General features: G+C 63.2%; 13 protein-coding genes. 9 read left to right on the top strand and 4 right to left on the bottom strand.

What is annotated here, in order from left to right; translation table 11 throughout:
• Window positions 1-141 precede the first annotated feature (141 nt).
• The 4 genes from dapF (at window position 142) to HBA54_RS06385 (ending at window position 5,657) form a co-directional block, all read left to right on the top strand.
• Window positions 142-963 (top strand): diaminopimelate epimerase, encoded by an 822-nt coding sequence (dapF, locus tag HBA54_RS06400; protein ID WP_167222585.1) that lies wholly within the window; start codon window positions 142-144, stop codon window positions 961-963.
• Window positions 960-2,249, top strand: a complete 1,290-nt coding sequence (gene mtaB / locus HBA54_RS06395; RefSeq protein ID WP_322095987.1) for a tRNA (N(6)-L-threonylcarbamoyladenosine(37)-C(2))-methylthiotransferase MtaB — start codon at window positions 960-962, stop codon at window positions 2,247-2,249. The genes dapF and mtaB overlap by 4 nt, the downstream gene beginning before the upstream one ends.
• The gene (gene ftsY, locus HBA54_RS06390; RefSeq protein WP_167222581.1) at window positions 2,246-3,196 is read left to right on the top strand and encodes a signal recognition particle-docking protein FtsY; all 951 of its coding nucleotides are present in this window, start codon (window positions 2,246-2,248) and stop codon (window positions 3,194-3,196) included. The genes mtaB and ftsY overlap by 4 nt, the downstream gene beginning before the upstream one ends.
• 241 nt (window positions 3,197-3,437) lie before the next feature.
• Window positions 3,438-5,657, top strand: a complete 2,220-nt coding sequence (locus HBA54_RS06385; RefSeq protein WP_167222579.1) for a HAMP domain-containing methyl-accepting chemotaxis protein — start codon at window positions 3,438-3,440, stop codon at window positions 5,655-5,657.
• A gap of 148 nt (window positions 5,658-5,805) precedes the next feature.
• On the opposite strand, the gene HBA54_RS06380 is transcribed toward HBA54_RS06385, so the two are convergent.
• Window positions 5,806-6,234 carry a DoxX family protein gene (locus tag HBA54_RS06380; protein ID WP_167222577.1) on the bottom strand — a complete coding sequence of 143 codons (429 nt, stop codon included), beginning with the start codon at window positions 6,232-6,234 and terminating at the stop codon, window positions 5,806-5,808.
• Window positions 6,235-6,375: 141 nt separating this feature from the next.
• On the opposite strand from HBA54_RS06380, the gene HBA54_RS06375 reads away from it, so the two are divergent.
• From HBA54_RS06375 to HBA54_RS06365, 3 genes are all read left to right on the top strand, one after another.
• Window positions 6,376-7,275, top strand: a complete 900-nt coding sequence (locus tag HBA54_RS06375) for a LysR family transcriptional regulator (RefSeq protein WP_167222575.1) — start codon at window positions 6,376-6,378, stop codon at window positions 7,273-7,275.
• Between the two features lie 170 nt (window positions 7,276-7,445).
• Complete coding sequence (locus HBA54_RS06370; protein ID WP_167222573.1) at window positions 7,446-8,675, top strand: ATP-binding protein; 1,230 nt, start codon at window positions 7,446-7,448, stop codon at window positions 8,673-8,675.
• Window positions 8,676-8,853: 178 nt separating this feature from the next.
• Window positions 8,854-9,714, top strand: coding sequence for an ion transporter (locus tag HBA54_RS06365; RefSeq protein WP_167222570.1), 861 nt, complete (start codon window positions 8,854-8,856; stop codon window positions 9,712-9,714).
• 95 nt (window positions 9,715-9,809) lie between these two features.
• Here HBA54_RS06365 and HBA54_RS06360 read toward each other — a convergent pair whose 3' ends face one another.
• The 3 genes from HBA54_RS06360 to HBA54_RS06350 form a co-directional block, all read right to left on the bottom strand.
• Complete coding sequence (locus tag HBA54_RS06360; protein WP_167222568.1) at window positions 9,810-10,232, bottom strand: Rap1a/Tai family immunity protein; 423 nt, start codon at window positions 10,230-10,232, stop codon at window positions 9,810-9,812.
• A 40-nt stretch (window positions 10,233-10,272) separates the two neighbouring features.
• A complete protein-coding gene (locus HBA54_RS06355; protein WP_167222566.1) occupies window positions 10,273-10,884 on the bottom strand; it encodes an NUDIX hydrolase in 612 nt (203 codons plus the stop codon).
• 99 nt (window positions 10,885-10,983) lie between these two features.
• Window positions 10,984-11,190 (bottom strand): hypothetical protein, encoded by a 207-nt coding sequence (locus tag HBA54_RS06350; protein WP_167222564.1) that lies wholly within the window; start codon window positions 11,188-11,190, stop codon window positions 10,984-10,986.
• 500 nt (window positions 11,191-11,690) lie between these two features.
• Here HBA54_RS06350 and HBA54_RS06345 point away from each other — a divergent pair, with 500 nt between their 5' ends.
• Both HBA54_RS06345 and HBA54_RS06340 read left to right on the top strand, forming a co-directional pair.
• A complete protein-coding gene (locus HBA54_RS06345) occupies window positions 11,691-12,839 on the top strand; it encodes a DUF2336 domain-containing protein (protein WP_167222562.1) in 1,149 nt (382 codons plus the stop codon).
• Window positions 12,840-12,848: 9 nt separating this feature from the next.
• Window positions 12,849-14,399, top strand: a complete 1,551-nt coding sequence (locus HBA54_RS06340; RefSeq protein ID WP_167222560.1) for a PAS domain-containing sensor histidine kinase — start codon at window positions 12,849-12,851, stop codon at window positions 14,397-14,399.
• Window positions 14,400-14,483 lie beyond the last annotated feature (84 nt).

The following is a 14,483-nucleotide window of genomic DNA, read 5'->3' as shown; positions in this document are numbered from 1 at the left end:
CTGCGGAAGCCTGCAAGCCAATGCGCCCGGAAAGAGGGCGCGGCTGTGGCTAAATTGGGGCAGAGCGGTCAGGTCCGTACAAAACACCCGTGTTCCCAGCTCTATGGACTTATCCACCCTCTGGGCCCTATAACCCGCCTTATGACCGCACGCCCTTTCATCAAGATGCACGGCCTGGGCAACGACTTTGTGGTCGTCGATGCCAGGGCCGAGCCCTTTGCCCTGACGGACGCCCTGGCCCAGGCCATCGCCGACCGCCGGACCGGCGTGGGCTGCGACCAGTTGCTGATCCTGGAGCCGCCGACGAACGGCAGCGCCGACGTCTTTATGCGCATCCGCAACCATGACGGCGGCGAGGTCGGGGCCTGCGGCAACGGCACGCGCTGCGTGGCGGCCCTGGTGATGGCGGAGACCGGGCAGGATCACCTGACCATCGAAACCAAGCGCGGCCTGCTGCAGGCCAACGCCGCCGGGCCCGGGCGGGTCACGGTGGACATGGGAGAGGCTCTGACCGATTGGCGCGACATCCCCCTGAGCGAGGAGCGCGATACCCTGCACCTGGGCATCGAGAACGGCCCCCTGGCCGATCCGGTCGGGGTCAACATGGGCAACCCCCATGCGGTCTTCTTTGTCGAGGATGTCGAAGCCCTGCCCCTGGACGCGCTGGGCCCAGATCTGGAGCATCATCCGCTGTTTCCCGAGCGCGCCAACATCGGCGCCGCCGAGATCATCGGCCCGGACCGCCTGCGTCTCAGGGTCTGGGAGCGCGGGGTCGGCCTGACCCAGGCCTGCGGCAGCGGGGCCTGCGCCGCCGCTGTGGCCGCCGCGCGCCGGGGCCTGACCGGCCGCAAAGTCGAAGTCGTTCTGGACGGTGGCCCCCTGGAACTGGAATGGCGCGAGGACGGCCACGTGGAGATGACCGGTGCGGTCGCCACCGCCTTTACTGGCGAGCTTACGCTGTGAGCACGGACCACAAGCCCCGCATCCTGACCTTCGGCTGCCGCCTCAATGCCTATGAGTCGGAAGTAATGCGCGGCCATGCCGAGGCGGCGGGCCTGGACAACGCCGTCATCGTCAACACCTGCGCCGTGACCGGCGAGGCCGAGCGCCAGGCGCGTCAGGCGATCCGCAAGGCCCGGCGCGAAAGCCCGGAGGCGCAGATCATCGTCACCGGCTGCGCCGCCCAGATCGACCCCCAGGGCTTCGCCGCCATGGCCGAGGTCGACCGGGTGATCGGCAACGAGGAAAAACTGCGCGCCGAGAGCTTTCTGCCGGACAATGCGACACCGCTGCTGGTCAACGACATCATGAGCGTGACAGAGACCGCGCCGCAGATGATCGACGGCTTTGCCGAGCGCACCCGCGCCTTCGTCCAGGTGCAGCAGGGCTGCGATCACCGCTGCACCTTCTGCATCATCCCCTATGGCCGCGGCAACAGCCGCTCGGTCCCTCTGGGCGAGGTGGTGCGCCAGGTCCGCAACCTCGTGGAGCGCGACGTGGCGGAGGTGGTGCTGACCGGTGTCGACGTCACCTCCTACGGCGGCGACCTGCCGGGACAACCCAGCCTGGGCCAGATGCTGCGCCGTCTGCTGGCCCAGGTGCCGGCGCTGAAGCGCCTGCGCCTTTCCTCCCTCGACGCCATCGAGCTGGACCCGGACCTGCGCCGCCTGATCGCCGAGGAGCCGCGCCTGATGCCGCATCTGCATCTCTCCCTGCAGGCCGGCGACGACATGATCCTGAAGCGCATGAAGCGGCGCCATTCGCGCGCCGAAGCGGTGGCGCTCTGCGGCGAACTGCGGTCCCTACGCCCCGACATCGTCTTCGGCGCCGACCTGATCGCCGGCTTCCCGACCGAGAGCGAGGCGATGTTCGAGAACTCGCTGAAGCTGATCGAGGACTGCGGGCTCACCTATCTGCACGTTTTCCCCTATTCGGCGCGCAAGGGCACGCCGGCGGCGAAGATGCCGCAACTGCCCCTGGCGCTGCGCAAGGAACGCGCCGCGCGCCTGCGCAGCGCCGGTGCCATGGCGCTGGAACAGTTCCTGGACAGCCAGGTCGGCAAGCGGGCATCGGTGCTGATCGAGAAACAGGAAGCCGACGGGCGGTTTCTCGGGCGCAGCGAGACTTTCGCGCCGGTGCTGCTTCAGACGGGTGAGATCGGCGCGGTGGCGGCAACCCGCATCACCGGGCGCGACGGCGAACGTCTGGTTGCCGTGCCTGTTCAACAGCAACTGTCGCCGGCAGCGTGAGCGATACGGCGGAACAGAAAAAGGGCGGCTGGTTCTCCCGCCTGAAGGCCGGCCTCACCCGTTCCTCCAGCAAGCTGGGCGACGGCATCGCCGGCATCTTCACCAAGCGCAAGTTGGATGACGCCGCGCTGGAGGAACTGGAGGAGCTGTTGATCACCGCCGACCTGGGCGTGACCACGGCCACCAAGCTGACCGCCAATCTGGCGAAGACCCGCTTCGACAAGGAAGTCGATCCGCAGGAGGTGCGCGAAGCCCTGGCCGGCGACATCGCCGGCATCCTCGAACCGGTGGCCCGGCCCCTCACCCTCGATCCCTCGAACAAGCCCAACGTGGTGCTGGTGGTCGGGGTCAACGGCTCCGGCAAGACCACCACCATCGGCAAGCTGGCGACCCACTATCGGCGCCAGGGCCTTTCCGTGCGCCTCGCCGCCGGCGATACCTTCCGCGCCGCCGCCATCGAGCAGTTGAAGATCTGGGGCGAGCGCTCGGGCTGTCCCGTGGTCGCCGGCAAGCAGGGTGCCGATGCCGCCGGCCTCGCCTTCGAGGCAGTGGAGCAGGCCAAGGCCGCCGGCGACGACCTGCTGCTGATCGATACCGCCGGGCGCCTTCACAACAGGGCCGAGCTGATGGCCGAGCTGCAGAAGGTCGCCCGCGTCATCACGAAGGTGGAGCCCGCGGCGCCTCATCACGTGGTCCTGGTGCTCGACGCCACCACCGGCCAGAACGCCCTGACCCAGATCGGCACTTTCAAGGAGCTGGTGAACCTGACCGGCCTCGTCGTCACCAAGCTGGACGGCTCGGCGCGCGGCGGCGTGCTGGTAGCCCTGGCCGAAAAGTTCGGCCTGCCGGTCCATGCCATCGGCGTCGGCGAAGGGGCCGAAGACTTCCGCCCCTTCACCGCCAAGGACTTCGCCCGCGCCCTGGTCGGCCTCGACCAAGTCAAATAAGCCGGCGCGCTTTTTCAGGTTCAAGGAAGCGGCCGGGGCTAACGGTTCCCAAGAGGCGCCGCGGATCATCTTCCTCGATATCGACAAATGGCGAGCCAGCCGAGCTGACAAAATAACCGAAACACGAATCTTGAATATATTCCTTTGCTTGAGGAAAATCTAATTATTCTGATTAATATTTTGTTCTCAAAGCAGTGATAGCCATAGCTGGAGCAATCGGCATCAAACAGTACAGGTTTCCATGACCAAGATTAAAAAAGCGAACGAGCTTGAGAGAAAACTAAAGGGCGCCGCGGCGCTCACCGTCGCCCGGAAGTTATACTTCGGGGTCTCTTTCCTTGTCATTCTGGGTATCACCACGGGTGGTATCGGCGTGTACTTCATCGCCCAAATCGACAAGATGCTGAACGGCATAACCGACGTGACCGCGCCGACAGTCGAGACATCCGGCGACCTGATTGCCAATATCTGGGAGGCGACGAAGGTCGCCGAGGAAATCATCGCCGATGAAGACCTCGAAGTCGTCGATGAATTGAACGAAGAGTTCAAAGTACTCGCTGCTGAGTTCGTGACAACCTACGACGAACTCGAGGTCCTGGTCACCGATCCGGATTTGCTCGATGAGATGGAGCAGGTTCGCACGGAGCACGGGGAATTCGTGGTTCACGCCAACGAGATGATCGATGCTCACCGCGACGAGCTTGAGGAAGAAATCAAAGCGGATGTCCTGCTGGCGGAATTTGATGCTACCGGCGCCGAGTTGATCATCCTGCTCGATGAGTTCGCATTGGAAAACGAGCAGGAGATGGCGAAGGCGGAAGATGAAGGCGACAGACTTGCCGAAACCCTCACCGCCACTGCGGCCGACGTCAATGACATCCTTGGCGGCCTGTTCGAGACCGACTTCCCGGCGGTGAAAGCCGCATTGACCCTGCAGCGTATCGTTATGGAGATGCAGGACACCGCCGGTGAATACATGGCGATGGAGAGCCCGGAAGAGTTGAAGCAGCCGCAGGAGGATTTTGCTGCGCTTATCGATCGCGCTGGCCCGCATTTCGAGACCCTGACCGTCCTGGCCGAGTCCGAAGAAGACAAGGCCGATGCCGCCGCTCTGATCGAGAAGTTCGATACCTGGGTGGCGCGCGCGTCCCAAGAAGAGCAGCTGTTCGATACCCATCGCGATATGCTGCAAGCGGAAAGCACCGCCGACGAGACACTGGAAGTCATGGAGAGCGATGCAGACCAGGTCGCCGATTCCCTGGACCGGGTCACTGACGTGGTGGATGCCATCAGCGACGCGGCCGACGAGGAAGCGGCAGGCGTTGTCGCAACGGCGCAGATTGCCGTGCTGGCGATTACCATCCTCCTGATTGTGCTGTCCGGTCTTTTGATGCTGATGGTCAGCAAAGCTGTGATCGGCCCCATAAACCTGATGACCAACGCCATGCAGACCCTTGCAGACGGCAACACGGGGATCGACATCCCGGCGCTGGGCAAGAAGGACGAAATCGGCGCCATGGCCGATGCCGTCCAGGTCTTCAAGGAGAACGCCATCGAGATGGCACGCCTGGCCGAGGAGAAGATCGAGCAGGAGCAGAAAGCCGAAGAAGAGAAGCGCCGGACCATGAACGAACTGGCCGACGACTTCGAAGCTTCGGTCAAGGAAGTGGTCAACTCGGTTTCCACGGCTTCTAACGAGATCAAGAACTCGGCACAGAACCTGACCGGCGCCGCGGAAGACGCGACCAACAAGTCGACGGCGGTTGCCGCGGCGGCCGAGCAGGCCACGGCAAACGTGCAGACGGTGGCGGCTTCATCGGAGGAGATGTCGAGTTCGATCAGCGAGATCGCGCGGCAGGTCACGGAATCGACCCGCAGCACAGGCGATGCCAAGACCGAGGTCGAGGAAACCGACAATGTCGTCCGCGAGCTGGCTTCGGCCGCTCAGAAGATCGGCGAAGTCGTGACCCTGATCTCGGACATCGCCGAGCAGACCAATCTGCTGGCCCTGAACGCGACCATCGAGGCAGCCCGCGCCGGTGAAGCCGGTAAGGGCTTTGCCGTGGTTGCCTCCGAGGTCAAGAGCCTGGCCCAGCAGACTGCCAAGGCGACGGAGGAGATCGCTCAGCAGATCAACAGTGTCCAGTCGACGACCGACTCCGCCGTTCAGGCCATCGGCCGGATCAAGGACACCATTGTGAAGGTCGACGAGATCGCCGGCTCGATCTCGGCGGCCATCGAAGAGCAGACGGCGGCCGTGGCCGAGATCTCCACCAGCACCCAGCAGGCGGCGACCGGTACCCAGGAAGTCTCCTCGAACATCGGTGATGTTCAGAAGGGCGCTGAAGAGACCGGGACCGCTGCGCGCTCGGCTCTCGAAGCGGCGACGGGGCTGTCCCAGCAGTCCGTCGAGCTGAACAAGAAGGTCGAGGAATTCCTCGTCCGCGTCCGCGCCGCCTAGACACAGACGTCGATACCTGCACCACAAGAGGGCGTCCGGCAGCCATTGCCGGGCGCCCTTTTTGTGTTCCAACCCGGCTGCCACCGCCTAGAGCTTTTTCGACTGACGTCGGAGAAGACCCAGCCCGCTCCCCCGCCGCCGGACCGACTCAACGCGCCACGGCTGTCTTGACCTGCTGCGCGAACGGCAGCTTCACGGCATGGGCGCCGTCGCCCAGCAGCGCCTGCACCACGGCGGCGACAATCAGGAACACCGGATACTCCCAGCCGCCACCCTCGGCGGAGAAGACCCAGCCGTTGCCCGAGTGCACCCAGGTAGCGCCCAGCAGAACCGGCATCACGGCAAGGACCGCCAGGCGGGTCCGGATGCCGAGAATCAGCGCCAAACCGCCCAGGATCTCGGCGGTGACGGTGAGGTAGGCAACGACGCCCGGCAGCCCGAGGGATTCGAAGAAACCGACGGTGCCGGGCATCGTGAAGACGATCACTTTCAGATAAAGGCTGTGGGCCAGGAACATGATGCCCAGGGCGACCCGCAGGATCAGTGCGGCGTAGGGTGCGGTCTTGGAATCGATCATTGTCTGTCTCCGAGAATGTGATGCGGCCCGCGGGAGTGCTCCGTCCATGGGAGCATCCCAAGCGGGGCCTCTTGTTCTGCCCTCTCATCTATGATTTGCTTCATTGCAAGTCGATCAGCAAAAACTGCAAAGCTCTCTTGCATGAACGCAAATAAAGATCTCTCGGGCGACCTGCACACCCTTCTGGCCATCGCGCGGGAGGGCAGTCTGGCCGGGGCCGCGCGCCGCCTGCGGGTCAATCATTCGACGGTTTTCCGGCGCCTCGGGGCGATCGAGGCAAGGCTGGCAACACGCCTGTTCGAACGCCAGGGCGGCAGCTATGTCACGACCGCCGCCGGCGAGGACCTGCTGCGCACGGCCGAGCGGGTTGAAGCGGAGATGGAAGCGCTGGAGCGGCGCCTCAGCGGACGTGACCTGCGCCTCACCGGCAGCCTGCGCCTCACCGCGCCGGATGACATCGCGGAAGTGCTGTTGATGCCTCTGCTGGTTCTGTTTCGGCAGAGCTATCCCGAGATCACCGTGGAACTGGTAATCGACAACCGCATGCTCAGCCTGACCAAGCGCGAAGCGGACATTGCGTTGCGCCCGACCCGCGAACCACCGGAAAGCCTCTCCGGGCGGCGGATCGCGACTCTCGCTTCCACGGTCTACTGCGGCGGTGACAGCGAAATTCCGGCGCCGGGGGAACTGGCAGGCCGGCGCTGGGTTGCCTGGGACGAGGGCGCCGGGCCGCCGGGCATGACCGCCTGGCTCACCCGAACGGTCGACCGCCACGCCGTCGGCTATCGCTCCAATTCGCTGCTGAACCAGGCGAGTGCGGTGCGCGCCGATCTTGGCCTGGCCGTCCTGCCCTGCTTCCTGGGCGACGCCGATCCCGGTCTTCGCCGGGTGATGGATCCGCCGGAGGATTTGGATACCGGGCTGTGGCTGCTGACCCATCCCGATCTGCGGCGCTCTGCGCGCATTCGCGCCCTGGTCGATTTGCTTTACAGCCATCTGCGGACGCTGGAGCCGCGCCTGAACGGCGCCAGTAATCGCTAAGCCGAAGTGTCACCTATTTGAAACAAAGGCTGACCGCGGCATCGGGCCTGATTGCCATTCGGAAACTGCGCCTGTGCCAGGGATCGATCGCCCGTCTTCGCACAAAGATTTGTTAACGACCCAGGGTTTAGCGTTCCGCCGCAACCATCATACAATCCGGGACAGTCCACATGACGGGCGCCACAGCCGAGGCATCTGATGATCACCAGCCCAGCGGCGAGTCGCTCTGCGCCGACGTGCTGGCGAATGACGCGCCCGCCGTGCTTCCGCAGACCAGCTGCGCAGACGTTCATGCGATGCTGCGCCGTGACGAGACGCTGTCGGCAGTGGCCGTGGTGCGCGCCGGACAGCCCCTCGGCCTGGTCAGCCGGCTGGAGTTCCTGGCCAACATGGCCAAGCCCTATTGGCCCGAGTTGTTCAACGCCAAACCGATTTCCAAACTGATGGACCCATCGCCGCTGATCGTCGAGTGGGATCACCGCATCGAAGAAGTGAGCGACCTTCTGCTGTCCAGCAAACCCAAAGCCATGGTCGACGGATTCATCGTCACCCGAAACGGCAGCTACAGCGGTATTGCAACGGCAACTGAGCTGATGCGCATGACCGTGGCCATCGCCGGCCAACGCTTCGATCGTCTCAGCAAGGCCCTGCATCAGGTGACCGAAGCGAACGGCGCGAAGACCAAGTTTCTGGCCAACGTCAGCCACGAACTGCGCACGCCCCTGAATGCCATCATCGGCTTTTCCGACCTGCTGGGCCGCAAACTCTATGGCCCGCTGACCGAACAGCAGAGCGAACATGTCGGCTACATCCACCACAGCGGCCAGCTTCTGCTCAGCCTGGTGGAGGATCTGCTGAACCTCTCGGTGACCGAAGCCGGGAAGATGGAATTGCATGAAGAGTCGGTTGACCTGACGAGCCTGCTGGCGGGCTGTGCCAAGCTGCTGGAACCGCGGGCGGCCAGCGCCGGCGTGCGCCTGGAACGTCACGCCGCACAGTCAGCCGAGCACCTGATCGCCGACGCGGTCAAGCTGAAGCAAATCGTGCTGAACCTGCTCACCAACGCCATCAAGTTCACCCAGGTCGGCGGCCATGTGAACCTGCGGCTGGCGACAACGCCGGACGGGGATTTGCGAATCCTGGTCAGCGACAACGGCATCGGCATCCGTGAAAAAGATATCGACGTCATCCTGCAGCCTTTCGGCCAGGCGCATGACAAACGCGCCCATCCCCATCAGGGGGCCGGGCTCGGCCTGCCGCTGACCAAGGCCCTGGTCGAGCTGCACGGCGGCCAGCTCTTCCTGCGCAGCCGGCTCAATTTCGGCACCGAGGTGGAGGTCCGCCTGCCCGCCGCCCGGCGGGATTTGAAACCGGAAGACCAGCTGCCGGCGACCGCCTGAACCACGGCGATCGGCTTCGCCTTTCCAGTGCCCCTTGCCGGGCTTTTATCCCGGCCCGAGACCGCTTGGTTCTCTGTGGCGGCAGGCCGCCTATAGCAGGTAGCTATTGACCCCCCGCGCCGTACCGCACATCTAAGCAGCTTCGCCGACCCATCCCGTCCCAACAGGAAACCCCGTCATGTCGTCAAGTCCCGGTACGCCGAATTCCAGATCAGCAGATCCGGCACAGCCTTCGCGCCTGCAGCGAGCCCTGGAATCATCGAAGACCCAGCGCGCGATCACCATCCTGATCCTGATCAACGCCGTGGTACTGGGACTCGAGACCTCGGCGAGCGTTATGGCCCAGGTCGGCGACTTCCTGCTGCTGGCCGACCAGGCCATCGTCGCGGTCTTCGTGATTGAGATCCTGGCCAAGCTCTGGGTCTATCGTACCAGCTTCTTCAAAGACCCCTGGAACCTCTTCGACTTTACCGTGGTGGCGATCAGCCTGGCGCCGGGCTCGGCGGCCTTCTCGGTGCTGCGCGCCTTGCGGGTGCTTCGGGTCCTGCGCCTGATCTCGGTCATCCCGTCGATGCGCAAGGTGGTTCAGGCCCTGCTGCAGGCGATCCCCGGCATGGGTTCGGTCGCGGCCCTGCTGGGGCTGATCTACTATGTCTTCGCGGTGATGGCGACGAAGCTTTTCGGCGCCGCCTTTCCCGACTGGTTCGGCAGCATCGGCGCCTCGGCCTATTCACTGTTCCAGATCATGACCCTGGAAAGCTGGTCGATGGGGATCGTTCGCCCGGTGATGACCGTCTTTCCCTACGCCTGGGCTTTCTTCGTACCCTTCATCCTGGTGACCACCTTCGCTGTCCTGAACCTCTTCATCGCCATTATCGTGAACGCCATGCAAAGCCAGCATGACGAGGAAAGGGACGAAGCGCTGGACAAGATCACCCAGCAATCGCACGGCGATGCCATGCGGCTGGAGGACGACCTGAAGGCCGTGCATCAGGAGGTCCGGGAGATTCGAAAACTTCTGGAGCGGCAAAGCCCCTAGCCGCATGCCGATGCCATCAATCCCAGAAAGACTCTGGAGCAGATTCACATGTTTTGGCCCAACCACGAAGTGGTTCCGTCAAAACATGATCCGATCTAGCAGGGCCGGTAGAGCGACAGGGCGTAGGCCACCGCACCATCGCCCTTGATGGCCTGGCGGGCCGGGTTCTCCAACAGGTGATCGCGGACTGCCGCCACCAGTTCACCCAGGCTTTCATTCCCGCGAAGGCAGACCTGGACGCCATCGATGCGCGCCATGGCACCGCCCAGCACATCGGCAATGGCCATAACATAGCCGGCGCAGCGGCCCCGGGGTTCCGGCGCCTCGGCCGTGCAATCCGCCAGCAACTCGGCGCCGCTGCGAAAGCGCGGGTTCTCATGCGAGAACAACGGATCGGCGGCAAACCCCGGGCCGGCCGGGGATGGCAATACCTGGTACGACAGTAAAACCAAAAGGCAGATGGCACCCAGCCGCGCGAAACGTCGGCACGGCCGGATTTGGTTTTCACCCAACATCATCACCTCCCCCCATTTTTCTGGAATCAGGCCGCCGCGCCGCTCAGAGCCCCTCAGCAGGCTCGCCGGGAAGCTCGCCTGAAGGTTCAGGCGGCGGTTCGGCCGGGTTGCTGCGCGGCGCAAAAACCGCCTGGCCGCGCACCGCCCGATGGTCGTGAAGGGCCCAGTGCACCGACGGAAAAGCCAGATCGTCCCAGGGAATGGATTGCCAGGAAAAGAGGTCCAGTTCGATCGTTTCCGGGCCCGCGGAAACATCGGGAGACACCAGCTCGGCGCGATAGATCAGTTGGATCTGCGAGATGCGCGGGATCGAATAGACCGCCAGAAGCTGATTGATCGCCAGCCTGGCGCGCGCCTCTTCCCAGGCTTCCCTCTGAGCGCCCGCAGCGGCCTCTTCATGCTCTTCCAGATACCCGGCGGGCAGAGTCCAAAAACCCCGCCGCGGTTCGATGGCCCGCCGGCAAAGCAGAATCCGCTCCCCCCAGGTGGCGACGGAGCCGACCACGATTTTGGGATTCTCATAGTTGATGAAACCGCAGTCGCGGCATACCAGACGGGTGCGGTCGTCACCCGCCGGAACCTTGGGCTCGAAGCGCCCGGTGACCGGCGTGACCGGCGCTTCGGCTTTGGTCTCGTTTTTGTCGGAAGCAGCCATCCGGATACTGTGGCCCAGCCTCCGGCGCATCACAAGCAAGGCGGCCGGCTGCGAAGGGCGGTTTTAGACTTTCAGGCCAAGCTAAACTTTCAAGCCGGATTAGACTTTCAGGTCGACAAAGGATCCGCGGGGAATGTTGTTGCCGGGCTCCGGCGGCCCGGCCGGTTCGTTGTTCTGAGACGGCGAAGCGCTGCCGGCAGCGGACAGCGGCGACGACGGCAGTGACGGCCCGCCGACGGCGGCCTGGCTGCCCAGGGCCTTCATCACTGCCAGAGAGAGGGGCGATCCGCCCGAACCGATTTGCATGACAGCAGTATCCGCTGAAGCGGTTAAAGTCTGATGAAGCCGCCGGTTGGGACGATAGCGGCGTCCCGGCGAAGATAAATATGATCATTTTAACTAGTTAGATACTCGAAACGTATATTTTCTCCTTAAAGTCGTAATCCAAGAGAAATACACGCAAGAAGGTTTTTTACTGAATCCGCGAAAAGCCCATCAATACACTGATTTATATAAGATAATCATGTAGCATCGACACAGAGCCGGGAAACAGCCATCCGATCCGACTGTCGAAACAGTGAATAGATTAAAAGCTCAGCAGCCTCTATTTCCCTTTTCGGGACGATCTATTCATTATCTCTGCTTGCTTTCGGGAAAACTCATAACAGCAACCTTCACATTGTTTTTACCTTACTTTATTATTGTTTTAGAAAGTTCAACGTTACCGCGAGCGGGGGTAGTCCCGTTTTCGTTCGACAGTTAGATTGTTTCGCCCAAAGTCGTGGATGGGATCGGGGTAAGTTTGGATGGAAGATCAGGATCAGGATCTTCACTCTCTTTTGCAGCTTGCGCTCACCAAGTCGATCGAAAGCCGTGAGCAGTTGTCTTCGCAGATCGCCCAACTCTCCATGGAGCGCGATCATCTGCTGAGCGACCAGGAGCGCGATTTGATCTCGCAGATCCTGGACAAGCTGATTCATGAGTTCGAAGCCCCCATTCGTGCCCGCTTGAGCGAGCGCCTGTCGCGCAATCCGGCAGCGCCCCGCGCCCTGGTCATCGCCCTGGCCAACGACGCCATCGAAGTTGCCCGTCCGATCCTGCTGCGCTCCACCCTGCTGAGCGATGATGAACTGATCCGGATCATCCACCACCGCAGCCGGCAGCATCAGATCACCATCGCCCGTCGGCGCGAACTCAGCGAAGAGGTTTCCGACGAACTGGTGGGAACCAACGACAAGGGTGTCATCACCGCGTTGCTGGAAAACCAAAGCGCCAAGATCTCTGAAGCGGCCCTGTCCTACCTGACCGAGCAGGCAGAGCATATCGACGAATTCCAGGAGCCGCTGGTCCGCCGCCAGGATCTGACGCAGGAGCTGGCCCTGCGACTCTATTGGCTGGTGGCGGCCAACCTGCGCGCCGACATCCTGGCGACCTACGACATTCACCCGACACCTCTTGATGACGAACTGGAGGCCGCCGTGCTGGATGTGGCCAACGAGAAAACGGCCCAGTCAAACGGTCCGCGCAATATGGCGGAAACGTCGGCCGAACTCGCCCGCTGCATAGCCGCCGACCAGAGAATCAATGCCGGGCTTCTGATCAAGACTCTTCGTCAGGGCGAAATTCCGCTTTTTGAAGCACTTTTTGAAGAGTGGAGTGGGATTTCGATGCCGCGCCGCACAGAAGTGCTCTATGGTCCGGGCGGCGAGGCCATGGTGATCGCCTGCCTGGCGCTGGGTATTTCGAAACAGGACTTTGCCACCCTGTTTCTGTTGACCCGCAGCGCCGGAAGCGGTGGCCGCAGAACTTCGCCAGCGGATCTGTCTCGGGCGACAAGACTCTACGATCAGGCAAACCGCAAGGATGCCGAGCATGTGTTGCGTTCCTGGCAGCGCGATTCGGATTTCCAGGCGGCGGTGGAAGACATGGAGATGAGCAGGGCTAAGCGGGGCTGAGCAAGGCTGGTGAAGACGGACGCAAGCAAGACGACGATGGTTTCCCGTAGCGCAGAACCCACCGGGGCACCCAAGACCGTTGCCGTACCGGCCGCGGCGGAAGAAGACACGCTGGTAGCCATGCTGCAGCGCGACCTGTTGGAAGACGGGCCGCCGACCTGCATCGTCGACGCAGCCGGCACGATCACTTACGCCAACAAGGCTTTCCACAAAATCTCCGACGCCCTCGCGGCCGCCGAGGCGCTGCCCAGCCAGTCGTCACTGGGCACGCGGCCTCATGGACCCAACACCTCGCCCGTCGCCGTCAGCCAGGAGCACAAGCTGACCATCGAGGGGCGCACCGAGTACTTTCGTGCAAAGCGCCGCGCGATCCGCGGCGCCGATGGAAGCCTGCGCGCCACCGCAATGGTCTACGAGCCGACGACGAAACTGAAGGCGACCGCCACCGCACTGGTGCAGGCCACCACACGGCTCGACGACACGACCCGGCTGGTTTCCGACTGGGTATGGGAAACCGATCAGGACCTTATCCTGACTTTCGTATCGCCAAGGGTGCATGACGCCCTGGGTTACCACCCGCGCGAGCTGATCGGACGGTCGCTCAACGACATTCCCAGCGAAGCGACACCGAAACTGCTCTCCCTGATTTCTTCGCGCCAGCACGTTCCCTTCCGCGACATAGAAGTCGAGGTTCCGAACAAGGAAGGCGAGAAGCTGCTGTTCCGCCTCAACGGCCTGCCGGTCTACTGCCCGGACAGCGGCGACTTCCTCGGCTACCGGGGAACGGCTGAGAACGTGACCGCTTTGCGCCAGCGTGAGGAGGCTCTGATCGGCGCCAAGGAAAGCGCGGAGCTGGCGAACCGGGCCAAGACCGAATTCCTGGCCAACATGAGCCACGAACTGCGCACGCCGTTGAACGCGGTCATCGGCTTCTCGGAGATCATGGAAAGCGAACTGCTCGGCCCCCTCGGCAGCAATCAGTACAAGAGCTACGCGTCGGATATCCATGAGAGCGCCCAGCATCTGCTGACCCTGATCAACGACATCCTGGACGTCGCCAAGATCGAAGCCGGTGCCCATGAACTGCGCGAGGAGGTCGTCGATCCCCGGGACGTCGTGAACGCCGTGCAGCGCCTGGTGGCGGAGCGGGCCAAGCGGGCAGACCAGGCCCTTGAGGTCGCGCTGCCCGAGAACCTGCCGCGTCTCAGGGCCGACGAGCGCAAGTTGAAGCAGGTGCTGCTGAACCTCATGTCCAATGCCATCAAGTTCACGCCGGAAAAAGGCGTGATCGAGCTTTCCGCGCGCCTGGAGGACGACGGCAGTTTCGTCTTCCAGGTCAGCGACACCGGCATCGGCATCTCGCGCGAAGACATCCCCCGGGCCTTCGCGGCTTTCGAACAGGTCGACAGCCGCCTGAACCGGCAGTTCGAGGGAACCGGCCTGGGCCTGCCCCTCTCGGCCGGCTTCGTAAAACTGCACGGCGGCCGGCTCGACCTTGAAAGCGAACCGGGCGTCGGCACCCGCGCCATCGTGCGCCTGCCGGCCAACCGGGTGCTCTGAAGCCGCCCTGCATCCTCTGCAGGGCTCTCATGCAGACCGTGCTTTCTTGCTGACCGCCGCCCCGTCAAGGGGCTAGCCTTTCAT

This window comes from Pelagibius litoralis (assembly GCF_011683915.1).
Classification (GTDB): domain Bacteria; phylum Pseudomonadota; class Alphaproteobacteria; order Kiloniellales; family Kiloniellaceae; genus Pelagibius; species Pelagibius litoralis.
Note: the sequence above shows the minus strand (reverse complement) of the source record. Positions and strands in the feature narration are given on the sequence as shown.

Excerpts from the sequence above, each read along its gene's own strand:
- dapF (WP_167222585.1), top strand. The coding sequence starts at position 142 with ATGACCGCACGCCCTTTCATCAAGATGCACGGCCTGGGCAACGACTTT.
- HBA54_RS06385 (WP_167222579.1), top strand. The coding sequence starts at position 3,438 with ATGACCAAGATTAAAAAAGCGAACGAGCTTGAGAGAAAACTAAAGGGC.
- HBA54_RS06380 (WP_167222577.1), bottom strand. The coding sequence starts at position 6,234 with ATGATCGATTCCAAGACCGCACCCTACGCCGCACTGATCCTGCGGGTC.
- HBA54_RS06375 (WP_167222575.1), top strand. The coding sequence starts at position 6,376 with ATGAACGCAAATAAAGATCTCTCGGGCGACCTGCACACCCTTCTGGCC.
- HBA54_RS06370 (WP_167222573.1), top strand. The coding sequence starts at position 7,446 with ATGACGGGCGCCACAGCCGAGGCATCTGATGATCACCAGCCCAGCGGC.
- HBA54_RS06365 (WP_167222570.1), top strand. The coding sequence starts at position 8,854 with ATGTCGTCAAGTCCCGGTACGCCGAATTCCAGATCAGCAGATCCGGCA.
- HBA54_RS06360 (WP_167222568.1), bottom strand. The coding sequence starts at position 10,232 with ATGATGTTGGGTGAAAACCAAATCCGGCCGTGCCGACGTTTCGCGCGG.
- HBA54_RS06355 (WP_167222566.1), bottom strand. The coding sequence starts at position 10,884 with ATGGCTGCTTCCGACAAAAACGAGACCAAAGCCGAAGCGCCGGTCACG.
- HBA54_RS06350 (WP_167222564.1), bottom strand. The coding sequence starts at position 11,190 with ATGCAAATCGGTTCGGGCGGATCGCCCCTCTCTCTGGCAGTGATGAAG.
- HBA54_RS06345 (WP_167222562.1), top strand. The coding sequence starts at position 11,691 with ATGGAAGATCAGGATCAGGATCTTCACTCTCTTTTGCAGCTTGCGCTC.